The organism is Cupriavidus sp. MPR-AND1C, assembly GCF_058809705.1.
Genome location: NZ_JBXASU010000049.1, coordinates 15,613 through 34,879 on the forward strand (window position 1 = coordinate 15,613; position 19,267 = coordinate 34,879).

General features: G+C 66.6%; 18 protein-coding genes. 11 read left to right on the plus strand and 7 right to left on the minus strand.

All coding sequences use genetic code 11. The annotated features are described in order from the left end of the window. Positions 1-3: 3 nt before the first annotated feature. Positions 4-1,560 (minus strand): MFS transporter, encoded by a 1,557-nt coding sequence (locus AC1RWI_RS23615; RefSeq protein ID WP_492869128.1) that lies wholly within the window; start codon positions 1,558-1,560, stop codon positions 4-6. Between the two features lie 248 nt (positions 1,561-1,808). Between AC1RWI_RS23615 and AC1RWI_RS23620 the strand changes: the two genes are divergently transcribed. After that, complete coding sequence (locus AC1RWI_RS23620) at positions 1,809-2,684, plus strand: LysR family transcriptional regulator (RefSeq protein WP_492869130.1); 876 nt, start codon at positions 1,809-1,811, stop codon at positions 2,682-2,684. 38 nt (positions 2,685-2,722) lie between these two features. Here the strand turns inward: AC1RWI_RS23620 and AC1RWI_RS23625 are convergent, their stop codons facing one another. The 3 genes from AC1RWI_RS23625 to AC1RWI_RS23635 all read right to left on the minus strand — a co-directional run bounded on the left by AC1RWI_RS23625 (position 2,723) and on the right by AC1RWI_RS23635 (position 5,805). Beyond that, entirely contained in the window at positions 2,723-3,523 is an 801-nt protein-coding gene (locus AC1RWI_RS23625; RefSeq protein ID WP_492869132.1) for an SDR family oxidoreductase, read from the minus strand. 193 nt (positions 3,524-3,716) lie between these two features. Continuing rightward, positions 3,717-4,871 (minus strand): patatin-like phospholipase family protein, encoded by a 1,155-nt coding sequence (locus tag AC1RWI_RS23630; RefSeq protein WP_492869133.1) that lies wholly within the window; start codon positions 4,869-4,871, stop codon positions 3,717-3,719. Positions 4,872-5,175: 304 nt separating this feature from the next. Next, positions 5,176-5,805 carry a LysE family translocator gene (locus AC1RWI_RS23635; protein ID WP_043353250.1) on the minus strand — a complete coding sequence of 210 codons (630 nt, stop codon included), beginning with the start codon at positions 5,803-5,805 and terminating at the stop codon, positions 5,176-5,178. A 127-nt stretch (positions 5,806-5,932) separates the two neighbouring features. Between AC1RWI_RS23635 and AC1RWI_RS23640 the strand changes: the two genes are divergently transcribed. The 5 genes from AC1RWI_RS23640 to yfiB all read left to right on the plus strand — a co-directional run bounded on the left by AC1RWI_RS23640 (position 5,933) and on the right by yfiB (position 10,184). Continuing rightward, complete coding sequence (locus tag AC1RWI_RS23640) at positions 5,933-6,394, plus strand: Lrp/AsnC family transcriptional regulator (protein WP_492869135.1); 462 nt, start codon at positions 5,933-5,935, stop codon at positions 6,392-6,394. A gap of 232 nt (positions 6,395-6,626) precedes the next feature. Beyond that, positions 6,627-7,583, plus strand: a complete 957-nt coding sequence (locus tag AC1RWI_RS23645) for an ATP adenylyltransferase family protein (RefSeq protein WP_492869137.1) — start codon at positions 6,627-6,629, stop codon at positions 7,581-7,583. Positions 7,584-7,754: 171 nt separating this feature from the next. Continuing rightward, complete coding sequence (gene yfiR, locus AC1RWI_RS23650) at positions 7,755-8,342, plus strand: regulatory sequestration protein YfiR (RefSeq protein ID WP_492869139.1); 588 nt, start codon at positions 7,755-7,757, stop codon at positions 8,340-8,342. Further along, positions 8,339-9,637 carry a diguanylate cyclase DgcN/YfiN gene (gene dgcN, locus AC1RWI_RS23655; protein ID WP_052494873.1) on the plus strand — a complete coding sequence of 433 codons (1,299 nt, stop codon included), beginning with the start codon at positions 8,339-8,341 and terminating at the stop codon, positions 9,635-9,637. The genes yfiR and dgcN overlap by 4 nt, the downstream gene beginning before the upstream one ends. A 40-nt stretch (positions 9,638-9,677) precedes the next feature. Next, positions 9,678-10,184 carry an outer membrane lipoprotein YfiB gene (gene yfiB, locus AC1RWI_RS23660; RefSeq protein WP_492869142.1) on the plus strand — a complete coding sequence of 169 codons (507 nt, stop codon included), beginning with the start codon at positions 9,678-9,680 and terminating at the stop codon, positions 10,182-10,184. Between the two features lie 118 nt (positions 10,185-10,302). Here the strand turns inward: yfiB and AC1RWI_RS23665 are convergent, their stop codons facing one another. Next, positions 10,303-11,382 carry a Leu/Phe/Val dehydrogenase gene (locus tag AC1RWI_RS23665; protein WP_492869144.1) on the minus strand — a complete coding sequence of 360 codons (1,080 nt, stop codon included), beginning with the start codon at positions 11,380-11,382 and terminating at the stop codon, positions 10,303-10,305. Between the two features lie 389 nt (positions 11,383-11,771). Here AC1RWI_RS23665 and AC1RWI_RS23670 point away from each other — a divergent pair, with 389 nt between their 5' ends. Then, positions 11,772-12,209 carry a universal stress protein gene (locus AC1RWI_RS23670; protein WP_492869146.1) on the plus strand — a complete coding sequence of 146 codons (438 nt, stop codon included), beginning with the start codon at positions 11,772-11,774 and terminating at the stop codon, positions 12,207-12,209. Between the two features lie 107 nt (positions 12,210-12,316). On the opposite strand, the gene tdh is transcribed toward AC1RWI_RS23670, so the two are convergent. Continuing rightward, complete coding sequence (tdh, locus tag AC1RWI_RS23675; RefSeq protein WP_492869148.1) at positions 12,317-13,372, minus strand: L-threonine 3-dehydrogenase; 1,056 nt, start codon at positions 13,370-13,372, stop codon at positions 12,317-12,319. 57 nt (positions 13,373-13,429) lie between these two features. After that, positions 13,430-14,632, minus strand: coding sequence for a glycine C-acetyltransferase (locus AC1RWI_RS23680; RefSeq protein ID WP_492869150.1), 1,203 nt, complete (start codon positions 14,630-14,632; stop codon positions 13,430-13,432). A 257-nt stretch (positions 14,633-14,889) separates the two neighbouring features. Between AC1RWI_RS23680 and AC1RWI_RS23685 the strand changes: the two genes are divergently transcribed. From AC1RWI_RS23685 to AC1RWI_RS23700, 4 genes are read left to right on the plus strand one after another with little or no spacing between them, the layout of a single operon-like run. Then, the gene (locus tag AC1RWI_RS23685) at positions 14,890-16,353 is read left to right on the plus strand and encodes an ABC transporter substrate-binding protein (protein WP_492869152.1); all 1,464 of its coding nucleotides are present in this window, start codon (positions 14,890-14,892) and stop codon (positions 16,351-16,353) included. A 50-nt stretch (positions 16,354-16,403) separates the two neighbouring features. Next, positions 16,404-17,459 (plus strand): ABC transporter ATP-binding protein, encoded by a 1,056-nt coding sequence (locus AC1RWI_RS23690; protein ID WP_043353259.1) that lies wholly within the window; start codon positions 16,404-16,406, stop codon positions 17,457-17,459. Further along, positions 17,456-18,385, plus strand: a complete 930-nt coding sequence (locus AC1RWI_RS23695) for a carbohydrate ABC transporter permease (RefSeq protein ID WP_492869154.1) — start codon at positions 17,456-17,458, stop codon at positions 18,383-18,385. Before AC1RWI_RS23690 ends, AC1RWI_RS23695 begins: the two co-directional genes overlap by 4 nt. A gap of 1 nt (position 18,386) precedes the next feature. Next, the gene (locus AC1RWI_RS23700; RefSeq protein ID WP_043353264.1) at positions 18,387-19,253 is read left to right on the plus strand and encodes a carbohydrate ABC transporter permease; all 867 of its coding nucleotides are present in this window, start codon (positions 18,387-18,389) and stop codon (positions 19,251-19,253) included. Positions 19,254-19,267: the final 14 nt, after the last annotated feature.

Below are 19,267 nucleotides of genomic sequence, written 5' to 3' on the forward strand. Positions count from 1 at the left end.
GCGCTAGCGGCGCGCCGGCACTTCCACGCGCACCGCCTGGTGCGCCGCCGCTTCGTCTTTCATCAGCAGGCGCACCAGGACGGCGCTGAGCAGCGCAACCCCGGCCGCCACGCAAAGAATCCAGGCGAAGCCATCCGCGAAGGCGGTGCGTGCAAGCGGCTCCAGCACGCTGCGCAGCGATGCTGGCACATCGGCCATCGCGCCGTGCAGGTCGCCGGCAACCACGCGCGGGATGATGTGTGCGGCCATGCCGGGCATCACCCCTGCGCTTTGCGCATGCGCATGCAGCGCCGTGTCGAATACGGCCTCGGTACGGTAGGCGAGCAGGCCGCCGAGCAAGCCGAAGGACAGCACGATGGCGCTGAACCGCGTGGTGGTGCTGATGCCAGACGCCATGCCGGAGCGCTCGCGCGGAATGCAGGCCATGATGTTCTTCTGCGTATCGCCGTTGAGCAGGCCCGCGCCGCTGCCGGTGACGGCAATGGCCAGCGCAAAAGGCAGGTAGGACATGGTGACGGCCGCCCACGCGCTGAGCAGGTTGCCGAGGCCGACCAGCACGAGCCCGAACACCAGCATCGACGGCGCGTCCAGCCGTCCCGACAACTGCACGCCGATGCGCGGAAAGATCAGCATGGTCAGCGCAAACGGCAGCATGGCGGCGCCTGACGCGATCGCCGAGAACCCGAGGCCCGTCTGCAGATATAGCGGGATCAGGGTCATCATCACCTGGGCGCAGGCGGCATAGGCGGCCATGCCGAGCAACGCGCCGATCAGGCGCGGATTGCGGAACAGCGCGAGATCCACCATGGGCCGGCGCTGGATGCGTTCCACGCCGATAAACAGCGCGAAGAGCACGGCGCCGCCGGCCAGCCGCATCTGGGTGTGCATATCGCCCCAGCCGATGCGGTTGGCCTCGATCAGGGCCCAGATCATCAGGAACAGGCTGCCGCAAAAACACAGCCCGCCCCACAGGTCGATACGTGCCGCGCCCGTGTCGCGCGACTCCGCGATATGCCGCAGCACCATGGCACCCAGCAGGATGCCGACCGGCAGGTTCAGCAGGAACACCCAGCGCCATCCCAATGCTTGGCTGATGACGCCGCCAAGGCCGGGTGCCACCAGCATGGCCACACCCATGCACGCGCCCCAGAAGGCCCACGCCCGGGCGCGCTCGCGCTCATCGTGAAAGGCGTGCGCGATGGTCGCCAGCGCGGAGGTCAGCAGCATGGCCGCGCCCACGCCCTTGACGGCGCGCGCCAGGTTCAGCGCCAGGCTGCTCGCCGCCAGGCCGCAGCCCAGCGAGGCCAGCATGAAGACCGCCAGGCCGGTCAGCAGCATGCGCTTGCGGCCGAACTTGTCGGCCAGGCTGCCGGCAGGCAGCAGGCCGCCGGCAAAGGTCAGCATGTAGGCGCTGACCACCCACTCGATATCGGAGAACGTGGCATGCAGGTCGCTCGCGATGCGCGGCAGCGTGACAGCCACGATGTTGGTGTCCAGGACGATCAGCGCGCAGGCGCCCGAGGCGGTCAGCAGCGCGGCGCGCGAGTTCATGCCGCTCATGCCGGCTCCCCTTCAAACTGCCGTGCCGGCGATATTGCCTGAAATGAAATAAATCCGGATGTGCCGTGTCCGGCGGGCCGTGGGTGACGATTCGTCTTGTGCCGCATATCGTTGCTTGCTGTCGCATTCCTTGATTGGATGCGGGCCAGGATACGGCGGGCAGGGCCACGCGTTGTTGCGCCGGCCGTGCTATTTTGTTGCCTGTTGGCTAATAATCAGAAAGTACTCGGAAGGAAAACAGCAAACCGATGGAACTGCGCCACTTTCGCTACTTCATCGCGGTAGCCCAGGACTTGCACTTCACCCGCGCCGCCGCGCGGCTCGGCATTTCCACGCCGACGCTTACCCGCCAGATCCAGGAGATGGAAGCCAGCCTTGGCATTCGCCTGTTCGAGCGCAACCAGCGCTCGGTGGCGTTGACGCCGGCCGGCGAGGTGCTGCTGGCGGAGGCGCAATCCGTGGTGGCGCAGTTCGAGGCCGCGCAACTGCGCGCGCAGCGCGAGGCGCGCGGCGAGACGGGCAAGATCCATGTGGGTTATGTCGCCTCGGCGGCTTACTCGGGCGTGCTCCAGCGGCAAGTCGCGGCATTCCGCAAGGCCTGCCCCGATGTGCAGCTGCTGGTGCGCGAGGCGCCCATGGGCACGCTGCCCGAGCAGGTCAGGGATGGGCAGGTCGACATCGCCTATATCCGCTCCCCGATGAACCTGCCCGAGGGCGTGGACGCGCTGCCGCTGGCGCCGGAAGGCTTTATCCTCGCGCTGCACAGCGATTCATGGCTGTGCGGCCTGGCCGAGATCCGTCCCGCGCATCTCAAGGCGGAGACATTGATTCTTCCCGAACAGGTGTCGGGCACGCTGTCCACCGCCGAGCAGGGTGGCTTCGTGCCCAGGCTGGGCCCGCGGCCGGGCGGGCTGGTGGCGGTGCTGACGCTGGTGTCGCTGGGCGAAGGCGTGGCGATTGTCCCGAACTCCGTGGCCGGCCACATCAGCCTGCCCAGCCTTGTCTACCGGGATATCGCGGGCCTGGAGGTGACGTCGTATCTGTCGCTGATGTCGCGCCAGTACGAAAAAGCCGCCACCATCCGTCGCTATATCGAACTGGTGTCGCGGCCCGCGCCAGGCTAGGCGGGGCTGCTCCACGAAAGGCTGGCAGCGTCGCAGCGTCAGACGACCATCGGCGTGGTAGCGCCATCGACCGACAGGACGGCGCCCGAAATATAGCTGGCGCGGGGCGAGGCGAGGAACAGCACGGCGTCCGCCACCTCCTGCGGCGTGGCCAGGCGGCCCAGGCCGGTGCGCGCGTTGGCGCGTGCCAATGCCTGCTCCACGGTCGTGCCGCTGATGCGCGCATCCACTTCCATGCCTTGCTGCAGGCGTTCGGTATGCGTGGCCGATGGGTTGACGGCGTTCACGCGCACGCCCTGCTTGCCATAGGCATTGGCCAGGCCGGCGCTGGCCAGCATCAGCGCCGCGTTGGCCGCGCCGCCCGCCAGGTGGGCGGGGTTGGCCAGCTTGCCGCCCATGCCCACGATATTGACGATGGCGCCGCGCCCCTGCTGTGCCATGCGCTTGACCACGGGGTCGATCACGTTGATGTAGCTGAAGTACTTGGCGGCCATGGCGTCCTGCCACAGCTGCGGGGTCAGCTCGTCCGGCGGGCGGCGCTTGGCCGCGCCGGCGGAGGTCACCAGGATGTCGATGGCGCCAAGCGCTGCCACTGCCGCCTCCACCGCGCGCGCGGCCGCGGCGATATCGGTCAGGTCGGCGGATACCGCGACCACGTCCTTGGCGTATTCGCCTTCGCCTTCGGCCAGGCTGGCGCAAGCCTTGGCCAGGTTCTCGGCGCTGCGCGAAACAATGGCTACGCGCGCACCCTCGCGCAGGAAGCCGGCCGCGCAGGCCAGGCCAATGCCGCGGCTGCCGCCGGTGATGAGCACGCGTTGATTGCGAAGTTCGAGATCCATGGTGATGTGTCCTGGGTGGTCAGGGAGCGCGCGGGCGTCGATCGATCAATCAATCAACGGCGGATCCGCGGGCGTGGCGGGGGGGGGCCGTCAGGCCGGTGAGACAACAGGGGTGCCATCTTAGCGCGCCCGCGCCAGCCTTGCTGGTGAGCGCTCAATCCCGGGACGTCGTGTCAGCGCGGCGTCAACACACCTACGCCGGTGTCAGCGCCACATGCACCGCGATGCCCTCGATCGGATCGAGCGCGCCACGCCAGGGCGCGGCTGCGATGGCTTGCTTGCCGTGGACATAGCCGGCGTTCCAGCGCGCGTCGATGCCGGCGGCGCTGAAGTCGATATCCTTGGTCAGGTCTTCGCCGCCGAGCGGCGGCGCATTGAGCTCGACCACGTGCATGGTGGTATGGCAGCCCCAGCCCAGTAACGCCTCGACCGCGGGCGTGCTGCGCTCCGCCTGGGGAATGTGCCTGGCCAGTTCGCGGATCACATGCCGCAGCCGGTGCAATTGCCTCTGGTGCTCCAGCTGGGTCTCGGCGCGGCTTGAGTACTGGATGTCCCGCTGCCGTCCCATGGCTTCCCAGATGGTGTCGGGCTCCGGGCCTTGCAGGGGCCACAGCTGCACGGCGAAGATCACCGAGCTGCGGCGAGGGTGGTCGTCGAGCACGGCTTCGATCGGCGTGTTGGAGCAGATGCCGCCGTCCCAAAACGCTTCGCCGTCGATCCGGATCGCCGGGAAGCCCGGCGGCAGCGCCGCGGATGCCAGCAGATGCTCCACGCTCAGCGCGGTGTCCCGGTTGGTGTAGTAGCACATCCTGCCGCTGCGCACATTGACCATGCCGACGGTGAGCCGCGTGTGTTGCTCGCCGAGGTAAGCGAAATCCACCAGCGAGAGCAGGGTGTCGCGCAGTGGCGAGACCGAATAGAAGCCGGCGCGCTCTACCCCGAGCGGCACGCGCGTGCCGAGCCAGGCAGCCGGGTTGGGCGTGAAGAAGCCAGGGATGCCCTGGGTGAGGGTTGCAAGGTTCGACATCGTGCTGTCGCCGCCCGAGAGCAGGCGGGCTAGTTCAAGCGGCCCGTGGCGGCCCACCTGCTCCCAGAACTGCCGCAGGCGCGGCAAGCGATCCGCAGGCCGGTTGCCAGCCACGATCGAGGCATTGATGGCGCCGATGGAGGTGCCGATGGCCCAGTCGGGCTCGATCCCTGCCTCGTGCAGCGCCTGGTAGACGCCGGCCTGGAAAGCGCCCAGCGCGCCTCCGCCCTGCAGGACGAACACCACTTGCTGATCGATGGGCCGACTGGCCGCGCCAGGCGCGTCGGTCGGGGCTGCGGCGGGTTGCGTCCTGCTATTCATGGTGTTCCGGCTCCCGGGTTGTCGGGGGTGCGGCCGCGTTTGCCGGTGTTCGCGGCATGAGCGGGCGCCGGACCCGGAACGTGGTCTCGCCAGGACGCGGCTTGACGTGCATCGCGCCGCCATGCCGGTACACCGCGGCCTGGTCAAAGATGCCGGGCACGCTGGCTTCCAGGAGCAAGGGGGCGCGCTCAAGGTGCCTGGCCGCCTAGTAAGGCTAGCACCTCATGCTGTTCTTGGCAGATCCGTGTTGACGGTGGGCAAAAGGCGTCACTCGCGTGGAGGTCCTGTCGTCCTGCGCTTCGCCTTACTCAAAGGAAATCCGCGCGGCAAAGGCCAGCAGCATGGCCGAGAAGGACCAGCGCTGGACCGTCTGCGCGCGCGGGCTGCGGCGAAGCCAGCCGGTCAGGCGCAGCGCGCCGAACACGCACGCCAGGTCGAAGGCAACGCCGGTCAGCACCAGCACCACGCCGAGCTCAAGCACTTGCGACCACACCGGCGCGCCATGGGGATCCACGAACTGCGGCAACAGCACGGAACAAAACAGCAGTGCCTTGGGATTAAGGATGCTGCTGAGCGCGCCCTTGGCAACGGAGGCGCGTAGCCGCACCGGCGCTACTGCCGTGCCGGTGCCGGCGTGCATCCCGAAAGCCGGGCTACGGAAGATCTGGATGGCCACATAAGCCAGGTAGAGGCCGCCCGCGACGCGGATGCCCTGGTACAGCCAGGGCGCCGCGCGCAGCAGCGCGGCCACGCCGCATGCCGAGAGCGTGACATGCGCGGCGCGTGCCATGGCCAGTCCGGCGACCGTGGCCAGGCCATGACGGACACCCCGGCCGGTGCTGGTTTGCAGCACCAGTGCCATGTCCGGTCCGGGTAGGGCGTAGACCACGGCCAGGGCGCCGATAAAGGTGACGAGGAGATGTATTGAGACCATGATGCATGCCGTGTCGAGGGCAACATCATGGCCCAGAGGCTGGAGGGAATTCTGGCGTTCTTTTGGAGTTAATAAATATAATTTGGGGGAATCCGCTAATTTTGACGGATTTCTTGGGGGTTGACTTTTGGATCTGGACAAAACCGATCGCGCCATCCTGATGGCGCTGCAGGCGGACGGACGCGCCACCAACGCCAGCGTGGCGGAATCCGTGGGGCTGAGCGAGACACCGTGCGCGCGCCGGCTCAAGCGGCTGGAGGCCGACGGCTATATCGAGGCCTATCGCGCGGTGCTGTCCCGCCAGGCCCTGGGGCTAGGCCTGATGGCGTTCACGCAGGTCCGCTTTGGCGTGCACAGCCGTGAGCTCTCCGACCGCTTCGAGCGGGAGATCCAGGCAATCCCGCGTATCGTGTCCTGCCATAACGTGTCGGGCAGCGCCGATTATCTGCTGTTGGTGGTCGCGCGGGACCTGGAAGATTACGGCATCTTCATGCGCGACGTGCTGCGCACATTGCCCGGCGTGACGGCGGTGGAGTCCATGCTGTCGCTGGGCGAGGTCAAGCGCAATGTCGGCTTGCCGTTGTTGTGATGCGGTGACGTTGCAAGGCCTGGCGCCGCATCCGGCTCAGTCGTCGCGGTCCGCGGCCAGGGATATCTCACGCGCGACGAAGACGCATAGCAACGCAATGCCCGTGCACAGGATCGCCACGGTGAAGGCCAGTTGCCGCCCGTGCCACAGATCGGTCCAGCCTGCCCTGCCTCCGAGGGATAAGATCGATCAGCCCCCCCCGGCTATAGTCACTCACCCCTTGGGCCAGACCATGCCACATCGATCTCTCCAGCCCGGCACGCTATGGCCGGCCATCCTGCGCCAGACGGAGCACGCCTTGCATTGCGGTGCGCTGCGTCCGATCGAGACCTTCCAGGAGGGCATCGACGATGGCGGCGTGCGCTTCCTGGTGCGCCAGGTTTCCAGCCTTGCGCGCAAGGACCGCGACAGGGATGAGGGCCACGCGCGCCAGCATGACAACGCCGTCCCGGGCAACCAGGCGGGCGCCGACCCGTTCCTTCCCTACGACCCGGACCTGTTTGTCGCGGACATCTCCGAGACCCATCTTGCGCTGCTGAACAAGTTCAACGTCCTGGACCATCACCTGCTGATCGTTACCCGCCGCTTCGAGTCGCAGGACGCGCTGCTCAACCTGGCGGACTTCGAGGCGCTGCTGGCCTGCATGGCCGAGTTCGATGGCCTTGGCTTCTATAACGGTGGCGCGGCGGCCGGCGCAAGCCAGCGCCACAAGCACCTGCAACTGGTGCCGCTGCCGCTTGCCAGCGAAGGCCCGGCGTTGCCCATCGCGCCACTGCTTGCGGCCGCGCGCATGGATGGCGCGGTCGGCACAGTGCCGGGGTTGGCGTTTTCGCATGCGTTCGCGCCGCTGGCTTTGTCGTCGGCGCGCGGGCCGGATCTGGCCCGCACCGCACTTGCGCGCTACCGCGCGCTGCTGGAGGCGGTGGGCGTGCGTACGATCCATGTGGATGGAGCGCCGCAGCCGTTGGCTCCATACAACCTGCTTGTCACACCGCTTGGCATGCTGCTCGTGCCAAGGTCGGCTGAGTCCGTCGAGGGTATCTCGGTCAATACGCTCGGGTTTGCAGGATCGTTCTTTGTGCGGAATGAGGCGCAGATGCGCACCATCGAGCGGCTCGGCCCCATGGCGATGCTGAGGCAGGCCGCAGGCCCGCCTTTGTCGTCGCTGGCATCGACGGGCCGGAAATAAGGGGTAAATATAAATGCAGGAGCGCCGTTAAAGGGTTTGGGCTAGCAGGGTTGTCCGGTGGCGTTCGCGCCGGGCAGGAATCCCCGCTTGATCGTGCTAGCCAGGTCAGATCGCATCGCTTGCTGTGCGCTGCGGCGTTCCCCAATCGCATTACTTGGTAGGCTTCACCACTTGCCTCTTCAAACGGCTACCGCCCTAGCCAGTCCGAGCCGCGGCAGCAAGCATTCGCGCCTGCCGCGCTTGCTGCCGGCCCTTCTCGCCGCCATCCTCTGCGCGCAGTCGCAGGGCACCACGGCGGACACGCCCCCCCCGCGCACCGAGGCGGTGGCGCGGGTGGTGTTCAGCCTGCTTGGCTATGCGCGCTGGCCAAACGAGCGGGAAGTCCTGCGCCTGTGCGTGGACGGCTCGTCGCGCTACGGCGCCAAGCTCGCGGAAGGCGGCGTGCTGGCAAGCGGGCGCCCCGTGCAATCCAGGCGCATCGACCTGCAGGATGGCGTGTCCACCGCGGGCTGCGATTCCGTCTACCTCGGGCCCATGACGGATGCCCGGCGCAAGAATCTGTCGACGGAGCTGATCGGGCGCCCGGTCCTTGTCATCACGGAAGAAGACTACGAGTGCGAGATCGGCAGCATGTTCTGCCTCAACGTGGTCGATGGCCACGTCTCGTTCCGCGTCAACCTGGATGCCGTTGCCCGCAGTGGCATCCATATCCATCCGGCAGTGTTGCAGCTTGGCCGCCGCCGGGGGCCATCGCCATGAAGCTGCCATTGCGCCCCGACGCGACGAGATCGCGCCCGACGCTATACAACGCGCTGCGCCGCATTCATCTCAGCGTGGCGTTGATCGCCGTGTGCACGGCCGGCATCTCGCTGACCGCGCTCGGGCTGGCCGCGCTGCGCGTCTATGCCGACCACAACCTGCACCTGGTTGCCCGCTCCGTGGCGTACACGCTGGAAGCGCCGGTGGTGTTCCGCGACCAGGCGGCCGCCAACGAGGCGCTGGTGGCCATCGCCGCGACGGAGGTGGCCCAGGCCCGCGTCTATGACAAGGACAACCGCCTGCTGGCCGAGTGGCGGCGCCCGGCCGGCGAGCGGTTTCCCGGCCTGCAGCGCCTGGCCAGCCGCGTGATGGCGCTCGGCCCGGTGGAGCAGGAGATCCTGCATGAAACGCAGGCGGTGGGCACCGTCCGCCTGACCGCCGACACCGGCAACCTCTTGCACTTTGTGCTCAGCGGGCTGCTGGGGCTGCTGGCTTGCCTGCTGCTCACCGCGGTCAGCGCGCACTACATGTCGAGCCGCATGCTGGTCCATATCATCGAGCCGGTACGCAACCTCATGCGCGTGGCCCATGCCGTGCGCTCGGAGCGCGCTTTCGACCAGCGCACGCCGCCAGCGCATATTGCTGAGCTCAACGCGCTTGGGGAGGATTTCAACGGCCTGCTCGACGAACTGGAGACCTGGCAGAACCAGCTCCAGCACGAGAACAGGTCGCTGGCGCACCGCGCCAGCCACGACAGCCTGACCGGCCTGCTCAATCGGGCAGCGTTCGAGGATGCGCTGCATCGGGCCGTACGCTTCGCCGGCACCACCAAGGGATATGCGGGCGTGCTCTACCTGGACAGCGACGCGTTCAAGGAGATCAACGACAACTTCGGCCATGCCGCCGGGGACGAGGTGTTGTCCGACATTGCCCGGCGCATCCGTTCCTGCGTGCGCGAGGGCGACCTGGTCGCCAGGCTCGGCGGCGACGAGTTTGCGGTACTGCTCACCTCGCTGCGCAAGCCTGCCGACATCGTCCAGGTCGCGGAGCATATCCTGCTTCGCATGAAAGATCCGGTACAACTGTCGAGCGGCACCCGCATCGGGGCCTCGCTGAGCATCGGGTTGTCCGTGTTTCCGCTTCATGCCCAGACTGCCGCCACCTTGATGCACACGGCGGACGAGGCCATGTACCGGGCCAAGCGCAGGTCGGGAGGCGGCTGGGAGACCGCGGAGCCGCGGCTGGCGAGCACCGGGCCCGCCTCGGTGTCCGAGTGCGAAGACAGCGAGAAATAAGACAAGAACGAGAACAAGAATAGGAATAGGAGCATCTGTCATGCTATCGAACTTGCAAGCCGCCGGCAGCCGGTGCATCACGGCCGCCGTGATTGCCGTCACCCTTGCGCTTGCTGCCTGCCAGACGGTGCCGGCCCCGAAGCTCACTGCTGTGCAAGTCGAGGCGTTGCAGTCGCAAGGGTTCCAGCTTACCGAAAATGGCTGGGGGCTTGACTTTTCCGAGAAGGTGCTGTTCGGCCTGGACGAGGACGTGATCAGCGCGGACCGGCAGGTGGCGGTGCAGCGGATCGGCCGGGCACTATCGGGCGCGGGCATTGATCATGTGCGGCTGGACGGGCATACGGACGACTCCGGCTCGGCCGACTACAACCAGCAGTTGTCGGTCCGGCGCGCGCAGGCGGTGGCGAATGTGCTGGCCACCACGGGGTTCCAGGCGGAGAGCATCCAGGTGCGCGGACTGGGCAAGAGCAAGCCGGTGGTGGACAACCGCACCGCCGCGGGCCGCGCGGAAAACCGGCGCGTGGCCATCGTGGTCACGATCGAGTAGCTGCCGGCGACACCCAAAATGCAGCAATCTCAAGCACGGGCTCCAGGAGGACGACGCGATCCCGTCCGGGTCCGCGCCGTTGTCAGCGCGGACCCTCAACACCGTCAAGGCTAGCGGACTAGCGAGCGCCTTGCGCCAGCTTCTCCTGTGCCCAGTTGACCGCCTCGCGTGCGGGGGCCAGCCCGCTCTTCTCCACGCGCTGGGCCAGCGCGAACACGCGCTCGCGGATCCGTGCCACCTCGGCCAGCACCGCCGCTTCCTCGGCACCGCCCAGGTACTCGCGGGCGCAGCTAATGATGCCGCCCGCGTTGATCAGGAAATCCGGCGCATAGAAGATACCGCGGCGTTGCAGCGTGTCGCCCTCGTCCAGCGACGCGAGCTGGTTATTGGCGCCGCCCGCGACGATCTTGAACTGGCAGCCTTCGGCCACCGCCGGGGTGATCACCGCGCCGAGCGCGCAGGGCGCGAACACATCGGCGGCCACGCTGGTGATGGCGGTGGTGGAGACCACCTGCGCGCCGAATTGCTCGCGCGCCTGTTCTGCCTTGGCGCCATGGATATCGGCCACGGTCAGCCGCGCGCCGGCCGCATGCAGCTGGCGGCAGAGGTCCCAGCCCACCGAGCCAAGGCCCTGCACGGCAACGGATACGCCTTGCAGGCTGTTATGGTCGAGCACGTAGCGCACGGCGGCCTCGATGCCGACGAACACGCCATATGCGGTCTTGGGCGACGGGTTGCCGCCGAAGGTGCCCTCGCGCGGCATGCCGCTGATGTAGCGGGTCTGCGTGCGGGCGGCGACCATGTCTTCCACCGTGGTGCCGACATCTTCGGCGGTGATGTAGCGGCCACCCAGCGATTCGACCATGCGGCCGAAGGCGCGGAACAGCTTGGTGCGATCGGTTTGCGCCGGGCTGCGCAGGATCACGGCCTTGCCGCCGCCGAAGGGCAGGTCGGCCAGCGCATTCTTGTAGGCCATGCCTTGCGACAGGCGCAGGGCGTCGGTCAGGGCGTCGCTCTCGGCGGGATAGGCCCAGTAGCGGCAGCCGCCAAACGCGGGGCCAAGGCTGGTGCTGTAGATGGCGATGATGGCCTGCAGGCCGGACTCGGGATCGGTGGCGAGCGTGACGCGCTCGTGGGATGGGCCTTCGCCAGTGCCGAACAGGCGGCCGGCGGCCTCTGCGTTGATGCGTTCAGTCAAAGCGTCTTCTCCATGAAGATGGGAGCGCAAAGGGATACCTTCGCTTTCCGGGTGCACCGCATTGGGTTGCAAGGCAGTGCAGTTGCAACGGCAGCCATCGGGGGCTGCCGTCTCGATAAGGCCGGGCTGCCATTGTGTGGCTGCCCGGCCTCGGGTAAACGCTGGGTGCCGCGTCGTGGCGCGGAACCGGTGCTGGATCTTACCGGCAAAATGCGGGGAGATGAAGGGCGCGCGCGGTGTATGTGTGCTGTGTGTGCTGTGTGTGCGATGTGTGCGGTGTGCGCGGCAGCGGCACATCTATACTTGGACAGAGGTAATCCTCAACCCGAGCGAAGCGTGAGAGGGCGCCCGTGCGGTGGCCTGCGCCCTTCGCGTGCCAGGAGGGCACCATGTTCCAGCATCTGCTGCTGCCCGTCGACGGCTCACCCCTGTCCGAAGCCGCTTTCCGCAAGGCCCTGGTGTTCGCCCATGAGGCGCGGGCCCGGGTCACGGTGATCCGGGTGATCCCGGACTTCCATGTCTACACCTACCAGGTGGAATTGCTGGCCGACACCCGTACGCGGTTCGTGCAGGAAGCCACCCGCAACTCGGCGGACTACCTGAAAACCCTGGCCGCCGAAGCCGAGGCTGCGGACGTGACTTGCCAGACCCTTTGCGTCATACATGACCACCCCTATGAAGCCATCATCCAGGCCGCCCAGGACAAGGACTGCGACCTGATCGTGATGGCCTCGCACGGGCGGCGCGGTTTGCAGGGCGTGCTGATCGGCAGCGAAACCAACAAGGTGCTGACGCATAGCAGTATCCCTGTGCTGGTGTATCGCTAGCGGCTCATCGCGGCCGGCTTGCGTTGTGCGGCGCCAGCCACCTGCGGCGTGACAGCGTCCGGGCAAGACATGGATGCGCTACCAGCATGCGCTTCTAGCATGCGCTTCTAGCCCGCGACAGTAGTCGCCTTGCCCGGCTGCGTCCAGTCCAGCACCACCTTGCCGCTGTTGCCCGACAGCATGGCGGCAAAGCCGGCCTCGAAGTCGCCCACGCTGAAGCGATGCGTGATCATCGGCGTCAGGTCCAGCCCGCTTTGCAGCATGGCAACCATCTTGTACCAGGTCTCGAACATCTCGCGGCCGTAGATGCCCTTGATCTCCAGCCCCTTGAAAATCACCAGGTTCCAGTCTATCGCCATCTTCGATGGCGGAATGCCCAGCATGGCAATCTTGCCGCCGTGGTTCATGTGCTCGAGCATGGCCGCAAAGGCGGTCGGCACACCGGACATCTCCATGCCCACGTCGAAGCCTTCCGTCATGTGCAACTCGGCAGCCACGTCTTTCAGGTTTTCGTGCTGCACGTTGACGGCGCGCGTGGCGCCCATCTTGCGCGCCAGCGCGAGCCGGTATTCGTTGACGTCGGTGATCACCACGTTGCGCGCGCCCACGTGCCGAGCGATGGCGGCGGCCATGATGCCGATGGGGCCGGCGCCGGTGATCAGCACGTCTTCGCCCACCAGGTTGAAGGACAGCGCGGTGTGCGTCGCGTTGCCAAAGGGGTCGAAGATGGCGGCGATCTCGTCCGGGATATCGTCGGGAATGCGGAACGCGTTGAAGGCCGGAATCACCAGGTACTCGGCAAAGGCGCCGGCGCGGTTCACGCCCACGCCTACCGAGTTGCGGCACAGGTGGCGGCGCCCGGCACGGCAGTTGCGGCAGAATCCGCAGGTAATGTGCCCCTCGCCGGAAACGCGGTCGCCAATGGCCAGCCCGCGCACTTCCTGCCCGATGGCGACGATCTCGCCTACGTACTCGTGCCCCACCTGCATCGGCACGGGAATGGTGTTCTGCGCCCACTCGTCCCATTTCCAGATATGGATGTCGGTGCCGCAGATGGCCGTCTGGCGGATGCGGATCATCACATCGTTGTGGCCGACTTCCGGCTCGGGGACGTCGGTCAGCGTCAGGCCGGGCGCGCGTTCGAGTTTGGCGAGGGCTTTCATGGGGCAGCCTCCTGCTTGCAGCGTGGATGAAGTGCCTGGGTGACGCCTGAGCGCCGCTCAGGCGATGGCGCCGAACTTGCGGCCCACCTTGGCAAACGCGGCCACGGCCCGCTCGATCTGCTCGGCCGTATGCGCCGCGCTCATCTGCGTGCGGATCCGTGCCCGGCCCTTAGGCACCACCGGGAAGGAGAAGCCCACCACGTACACATGCTCCGCCAGCAACGCATCGGCCATGCCGGATGCCAGCGCGGCATCGCCCAGCATCACCGGGATGATGGGATGCTGGCCCGGCACCAGCGTAAAGCCCAGCGCCGTCATCTCGCGGCGGAAATGCTCGCCGTTCTCCCGCACGCGCGCGCGCAATGCCGCGCCTTCTTCGCTGGCAAGCAGCTCCAGCACTTTCAGCGTGGCGGCGCAGATGCTCGGCGCCAGCGAGTTGGAAAAGAGATAAGGCCGCGAGCGCTGCCGCAGCAACTCCACGATTTCCCGGTGCGCCGCCACATAGCCACCGGAGGCGCCGCCCAGCGCCTTGCCCAGCGTGCCGGTGATGATATCCACGCGGCCCTCCACGCCACACAGCTCCGGCGTGCCACGCCCGTGCTCGCCCACGAAGCCCACCGCGTGCGAATCGTCGACCATCACCAGCGCCCCGTAGCGGTCTGCCAGGTCGCAGATCGATTTGAGGTCCGCGATGATGCCGTCCATCGAGAATACGCCGTCGGTGGCGATCAGCTTGAAGCGCGCGCCGGCGGCATCCGCCTCCTGCAGCCGGGTCTCCAGGTCGGCCATGTCGTTGTTGCGGTAGCGGTAGCGCCTGGCCTTGCACAGGCGCACGCCGTCGATGATGCTGGCGTGGTTGAGCTCGTCGCTGATGACGGCGTCCTGGTCGTCGAGCAAGGTCTCGAACAGGCCGCCGTTGGCGTCGAAGCAACTGGAGTAGAGGATGCTGTCGCCGGTGTGGAGGAACTTGGCGAGTACGGCTTCGAGGGTCTTGTGCACGGACTGGGTGCCGCAGATGAAGCGGACCGAGGCCATGCCGAAACCGTCTTGCTCCAGGCCGCGCCGGGCGGCTTCGATCAGGCGGTGGTCATCTGCCAGGCCCAGGTAGTTGTTGGCGCAGAAGTTCAGTACGTGCTCGCCGCCCGCCAGCCGGATATCGGCCGCCTGCGGGCTGGCGATGACGCGCTCGGATTTGTGGAAGCCGTCGGCGCGGATGGTGTCCAGCGTATTGCGGAGGTGGGAGAGATAGCGGTCGCGCATGGGAGGCCCCTGGCAAGGTTGTTGGGCGGCGTGGCTTGCGCCAGCCTCCATGGTATGGCGAAAGCCGGGAAAATGCCGCTTTTGCTGTGCGCGTGTTTTGTGCTGCGCTGCGCAAGCGGTGGCTGGCGAGGCGCGACCGATGCTGCTATGCGGCAGCCGCCGCGCCGGTCGCTGGATCGGATCGTAAACGCAATGAAATCAAGCCTTTGGCTCTTTGCCTTAGGGTCGGTAACTCCTATCCTTAAGAGAGGTTGCGCATGCCGCCGCGATCGGTGCGCATGCCGGCTACCGGCTTGCTGGCGGAGGCGGCCATGAACGAAGACGTACGGATTGCTCCTATCGAGCGAATCATCTATTCGCGCCGGCACGCATCCCCCGGCACCCTTGTTCGCCACAACGCGCGGCGCCGCCGCCTGATCCAGGCCGCTGCGGCTACCGCGCTTGCCGCGGGGCTTGGCCCCTTGGTGCTGCCGCGCCGGGCACAGGCAGCCAAGCACACCTTGAAGATCCTCCAGTGGAACCATTTCGTGCCGGGCTATGACAAGTGGTTCGACAACACCTACGTGAAGGAATGGGGCCAGCGCAACGATACCGAGGTCATCGTCGATCACGTAGGGATCCCCGCGCTGGCCACGCGGGCCGCCGCCGAGGTATCCGCGCAGAAGGGGCACGACCTGTTCATGTTCCTGTCGCCTGCGCCGGTGTACGAGGAGCAGGTCATCGACCACCGCGAGATTTACGAGGAGTGCCAGCGCAAGCATGGCAAGCCGGTCGAATTGGCGATCAGGAGTACGTTTAACCCGAAGACGAAGAAGTACTTCGGCTTCTCGGACAGCTTCGTGCCGGACCCGATCAATTTCCGCAAGGACCTGTGGGACGAGAGCGGCATGGCACCGCCGGACAGCTGGGACGACGTGCTGAGCGCGGGCCGCAAGATCAAGCGCAAACGCAACGTGCCGGTGGGCATTGGCTTGTCGGCCGAACTCGATACCGCGATGGCGATGCGAACCATTCTCTTCGCATTCGGCGGCTCGGTCCAGGATGAGCGCCATACCGTCGTGCTGAATTCGAAGAACACGCTGGAGGCGGTCAAGTTCGTCAAGGCCCTGTACCAGGAAACCATGACGCCGGAGGTGCTGGCGTGGGATCCGTCCTCCAACAACCGCGCCATGCTGGCGGGCAAGATCTCGCTTTGCCTGAACGCCATTTCCATCACGCGCGAAGGCGAGAACAAGAACATTCCAGTCACGTCCGATATCTGGCTGACCCAGGCCTTGCGTGGCCCGGTGCGCCGCATCGGCATGGAACACGTGATGGACTGCTACGTGATCTGGAAATTCGCCGAGAACATAGCGGGTGCCAAGAAGTTCCTGCTGGACTATATCGACAACTTCCACCAGGCCTTTCTCGGCAGCGAGTTCTACAATTTCCCCTGCTTCCCGAGCACGGTCCCGGACCTGCAGAAGCTGATCGCCGATGATCCCAAGGCCCGCCCGCGCGACAAGTACAAGGTGCTGGGCAGCCTGATGAACCAGGCCACCAACGTCGGCTACCCCGGCTATGCCAATGCGGCCATCGACGAGATCTTCAATACCTGGGTGCTCAACACCATGTTCGCCAAGGCCGCCACCGGCGACGAAACGCCGGAGAATGCCATCCGCGCCGCGGAAGCGACGTGCAAGCGGATCTTCGCCAAGTGGCGGGAAAAGGGACTCATATGAGCCGCCCCCGCCGGACCGGAGGCATCGGGATGGGCGTGGGCCGATAAGTCATGGCCACGGTGGAAACCCGCTCACTCACCAAGCGCTTCGACGGCACCAACGCTGTCGACGGCATCGACCTGGCCGTGCACGAAGCTGAGTTCCTGGTGCTGCTGGGCCCGTCCGGCTCGGGCAAGACCACCTTGCTGCGCCTGATTGCCGGGCTGGAAGCACCCACCTCCGGCGATATCCTGGTGGGCGGCCGTGTCGTCACCGGGCTGCCGCCGCGCGCGCATAACATGGCCATGGTGTTCCAGAGCTACGCGCTCTATCCGCACCTGAGCGTGGCCGGCAACATCGCCTTCCCGCTGGAGGCGCAGCGCATGCCGCGCGAGGCGATCGCGCGCAAGGTGAGCTGGGCCGCGGCGCTGTTCGGCATTGGCCACCTGCTGTCGCGCAAGCCGCGCCAGCTCTCAGGCGGTGAGCGCCAGCGGGTGGCGCTGGCGCGCGCGGTGGTGCGCGAGCCGGTGGCCTTCCTGCTGGACGAGCCGCTCTCCAATCTCGATGCCAAGCTCAGGACCTCCGCGCGCGAGGAATTGCAGCAGCTTCAGCGGCGTCTGGCGACCACCACGATCTACGTCACGCACGACCAGATCGAGGCGCTGGCGCTCGGCGACCGGGTCGCCATTCTCGACCACGGCCGCGTGCACCAGCTTGGCACCCCGCAGCAAGTGTATGAGCAGCCGGCAGATACCTTCGTGGCCACCTTCATCGGCTCGCCGCCGATGAACCTGGTCGACACCGATGCCCTGGTGACGGGCTTCCGGCCGGAGCACTTCCTGCCGCGCGAGGTCTACGGCAGCGATGAAGCGCTGGAACCCTTCCCCTTCCATATCACCCGCATCGAGAATCTCGGTTCCGACCGGCTGGTGTATGGCCTGCTGGAGCCGCCACTGCCGCCGGCCAAGGTCATCTCGCGGATTCCCTGCACCGTCACCTTCCCGCTGGAGACCGGCGCGCGCTACCCGTTCGCGGTGCGGCGTGCCGACCTGAGGCGCTTTGATCCGCGTTCCGGCGCCAGCCTCGGTGTGGCGTCGTCCGTAGCGCCGTCCGTGAGGCCGGCATGAGCACCCGGGCTCCCGCCGCGCTAGCGCCACAGGCCGGTGCCTGGCATGCGTTGGGCGAGCGCTGGCTCGGTGCCTTGATGCTGGCGCCGGCACTCATCTATATCGCGCTGCTGCTCGGCATTCCCTTCCTGCTGTCGATCTACTACAGCCTGTCCGATATCACGGTGGGCACGCGCGCCATGCATTTTGTTGGCCTCGCGAACTTCCAGCGTATCGTGCAGAACCCCACCTTCTGGCGCTCGCTCGGCAATGCGCTGGTGTTCACGCTGGTGTCGCAGGCGCTGGTGGTGATTCTGGCCAAGATCCTGGCGTTGGCACTGCTGCGCGATTTTCGCGGAAAATGGCTGGTGCGGCTGCTGATCCTGCTACCGTGGGTGGCGCCGATCTCGCTGGGTTCGATCGGCTGGCTGTGGATCTTCGATCCGGTCTACAGCATCATCAACTGGACGCTGCGCGCGCTCGGCCTGTTTGGCCCGCAGACCTGGCCGGTCTGGCTGGGCCAGCCGGACCTGGCCATGGCGTCGGTGATCCTGGTGGATGTCTGGCGCCTGCTGCCGCTGGCCACGGTCATCATCCTGGCCGGCCTGCACGGCATCCCGCAGGATATCCACGATGCCGCGGCCATGGACGGCGCCGGCTTCTGGCGCCACCTGTTGCGCATCAATATCCCGCTGGTGATGCCGATCATGCTGGTGGCGCTGTTGTTCGGCATCGTGTTTACGCTCACCGACATGATCATCATCTTCGTGCTGACCCGTGGCGGGCCTTATGACACCACGCAGGTGCTCGCCAGCCTGGCATTTTTCACGGGCATCCAGGGCGGCGACCTGGCCGAGGGCGCGGCGATTTCGCTGTTCCTGTTCCCGCTGCTGGTAGCGGTGGTGGCGCTGCTGCTGACCATCGCCAACCGCGCGGAGGTAGCCTGACATGCGTGCTGATGCCAGTCACTGGAAGCACAGAGGCGCGCGCTGGGGCGCACGCTTCGGCCATGTCGCCATCCTTGCCGTCTTCGCGGGGTTCTGCGCCTTTCCCTTCTACTGGATGCTGATCACCACCTTCAAGGATGTCCACGACCTGATCAACACGGCCAATAATCCCTTCCTGTTCAACCAGCCGCCCACCCTGGACAACCTGCGCGTGCTGTTCCTGGAGACACAGTACCTGCGCTGGATCGCCAATACGCTGCTGGTGGGGGCGATGGTGGTGGCCATCACCCTGCTGCTGGCGGTACCGGCCGGCTACAGCCTGGCCCGGCTGGCAGGCAGCCGCGGGCGGCAGCTGGCGATCGCCATCTTCCTGACCTACCTGATCCCGCCCACCATCCTGTTCATTCCCTTCTCCCGCATCATCGGCGCGCTCGGCCTGCAGGATTCGCTGTGGTCGCTGGTGCTGGTGTACCCGAGTTTCACCGTGCCTTTCTGCACCTGGCTGATGATGGGGTTCTTCAAGGCGGTGCCGCGCGATATCGAAGAGGCGGCGATGATGGACGGGCTGAGCCGCTTCGGCGCCTTCCTGAAGGTGGTGGTGCCGCTGTCCTCGGCCGGCATCCTGACCGTAGTCATATTCACGCTGACGCTGGTGATGCAGGAATTCGTCTATGCCCTCACCTTTATTACCAGTTCGTCGCAGTACACCGTCAGCGTTGGCGTGCCGACCTTCCTGGTGCGCGGGGATGTCTATTTCTGGGGCTCCCTGATGGGCGCCTGCCTGGTCGTCAGCGTGCCGGTAGCCGTGCTCTACAACCTGTTCGTCGACCGCTTTGTCGCGGGTTTTACCGTGGGCGCGGTGAAGTGAGTGCGTCTGGCGGT

Coding starts and splice junctions, on each gene's coding strand:
- AC1RWI_RS23615 (WP_492869128.1), bottom strand. CDS start 1,560: ATGAGCGGCATGAACTCGCGCGCCGCGCTGCTGACCGCCTCGGGCGCC.
- AC1RWI_RS23620 (WP_492869130.1), top strand. CDS start 1,809: ATGGAACTGCGCCACTTTCGCTACTTCATCGCGGTAGCCCAGGACTTG.
- AC1RWI_RS23625 (WP_492869132.1), bottom strand. CDS start 3,523: ATGGATCTCGAACTTCGCAATCAACGCGTGCTCATCACCGGCGGCAGC.
- AC1RWI_RS23630 (WP_492869133.1), bottom strand. CDS start 4,871: ATGAATAGCAGGACGCAACCCGCCGCAGCCCCGACCGACGCGCCTGGC.
- AC1RWI_RS23635 (WP_043353250.1), bottom strand. CDS start 5,805: ATGGTCTCAATACATCTCCTCGTCACCTTTATCGGCGCCCTGGCCGTG.
- AC1RWI_RS23645 (WP_492869137.1), top strand. CDS start 6,627: ATGCCACATCGATCTCTCCAGCCCGGCACGCTATGGCCGGCCATCCTG.
- dgcN (WP_052494873.1), top strand. CDS start 8,339: ATGAAGCTGCCATTGCGCCCCGACGCGACGAGATCGCGCCCGACGCTA.
- yfiB (WP_492869142.1), top strand. CDS start 9,678: ATGCTATCGAACTTGCAAGCCGCCGGCAGCCGGTGCATCACGGCCGCC.
- AC1RWI_RS23670 (WP_492869146.1), top strand. CDS start 11,772: ATGTTCCAGCATCTGCTGCTGCCCGTCGACGGCTCACCCCTGTCCGAA.
- tdh (WP_492869148.1), bottom strand. CDS start 13,372: ATGAAAGCCCTCGCCAAACTCGAACGCGCGCCCGGCCTGACGCTGACC.
- AC1RWI_RS23680 (WP_492869150.1), bottom strand. CDS start 14,632: ATGCGCGACCGCTATCTCTCCCACCTCCGCAATACGCTGGACACCATC.
- AC1RWI_RS23685 (WP_492869152.1), top strand. CDS start 14,890: ATGCCGCCGCGATCGGTGCGCATGCCGGCTACCGGCTTGCTGGCGGAG.
- AC1RWI_RS23690 (WP_043353259.1), top strand. CDS start 16,404: ATGGCCACGGTGGAAACCCGCTCACTCACCAAGCGCTTCGACGGCACC.
- AC1RWI_RS23695 (WP_492869154.1), top strand. CDS start 17,456: ATGAGCACCCGGGCTCCCGCCGCGCTAGCGCCACAGGCCGGTGCCTGG.
- AC1RWI_RS23700 (WP_043353264.1), top strand. CDS start 18,387: ATGCGTGCTGATGCCAGTCACTGGAAGCACAGAGGCGCGCGCTGGGGC.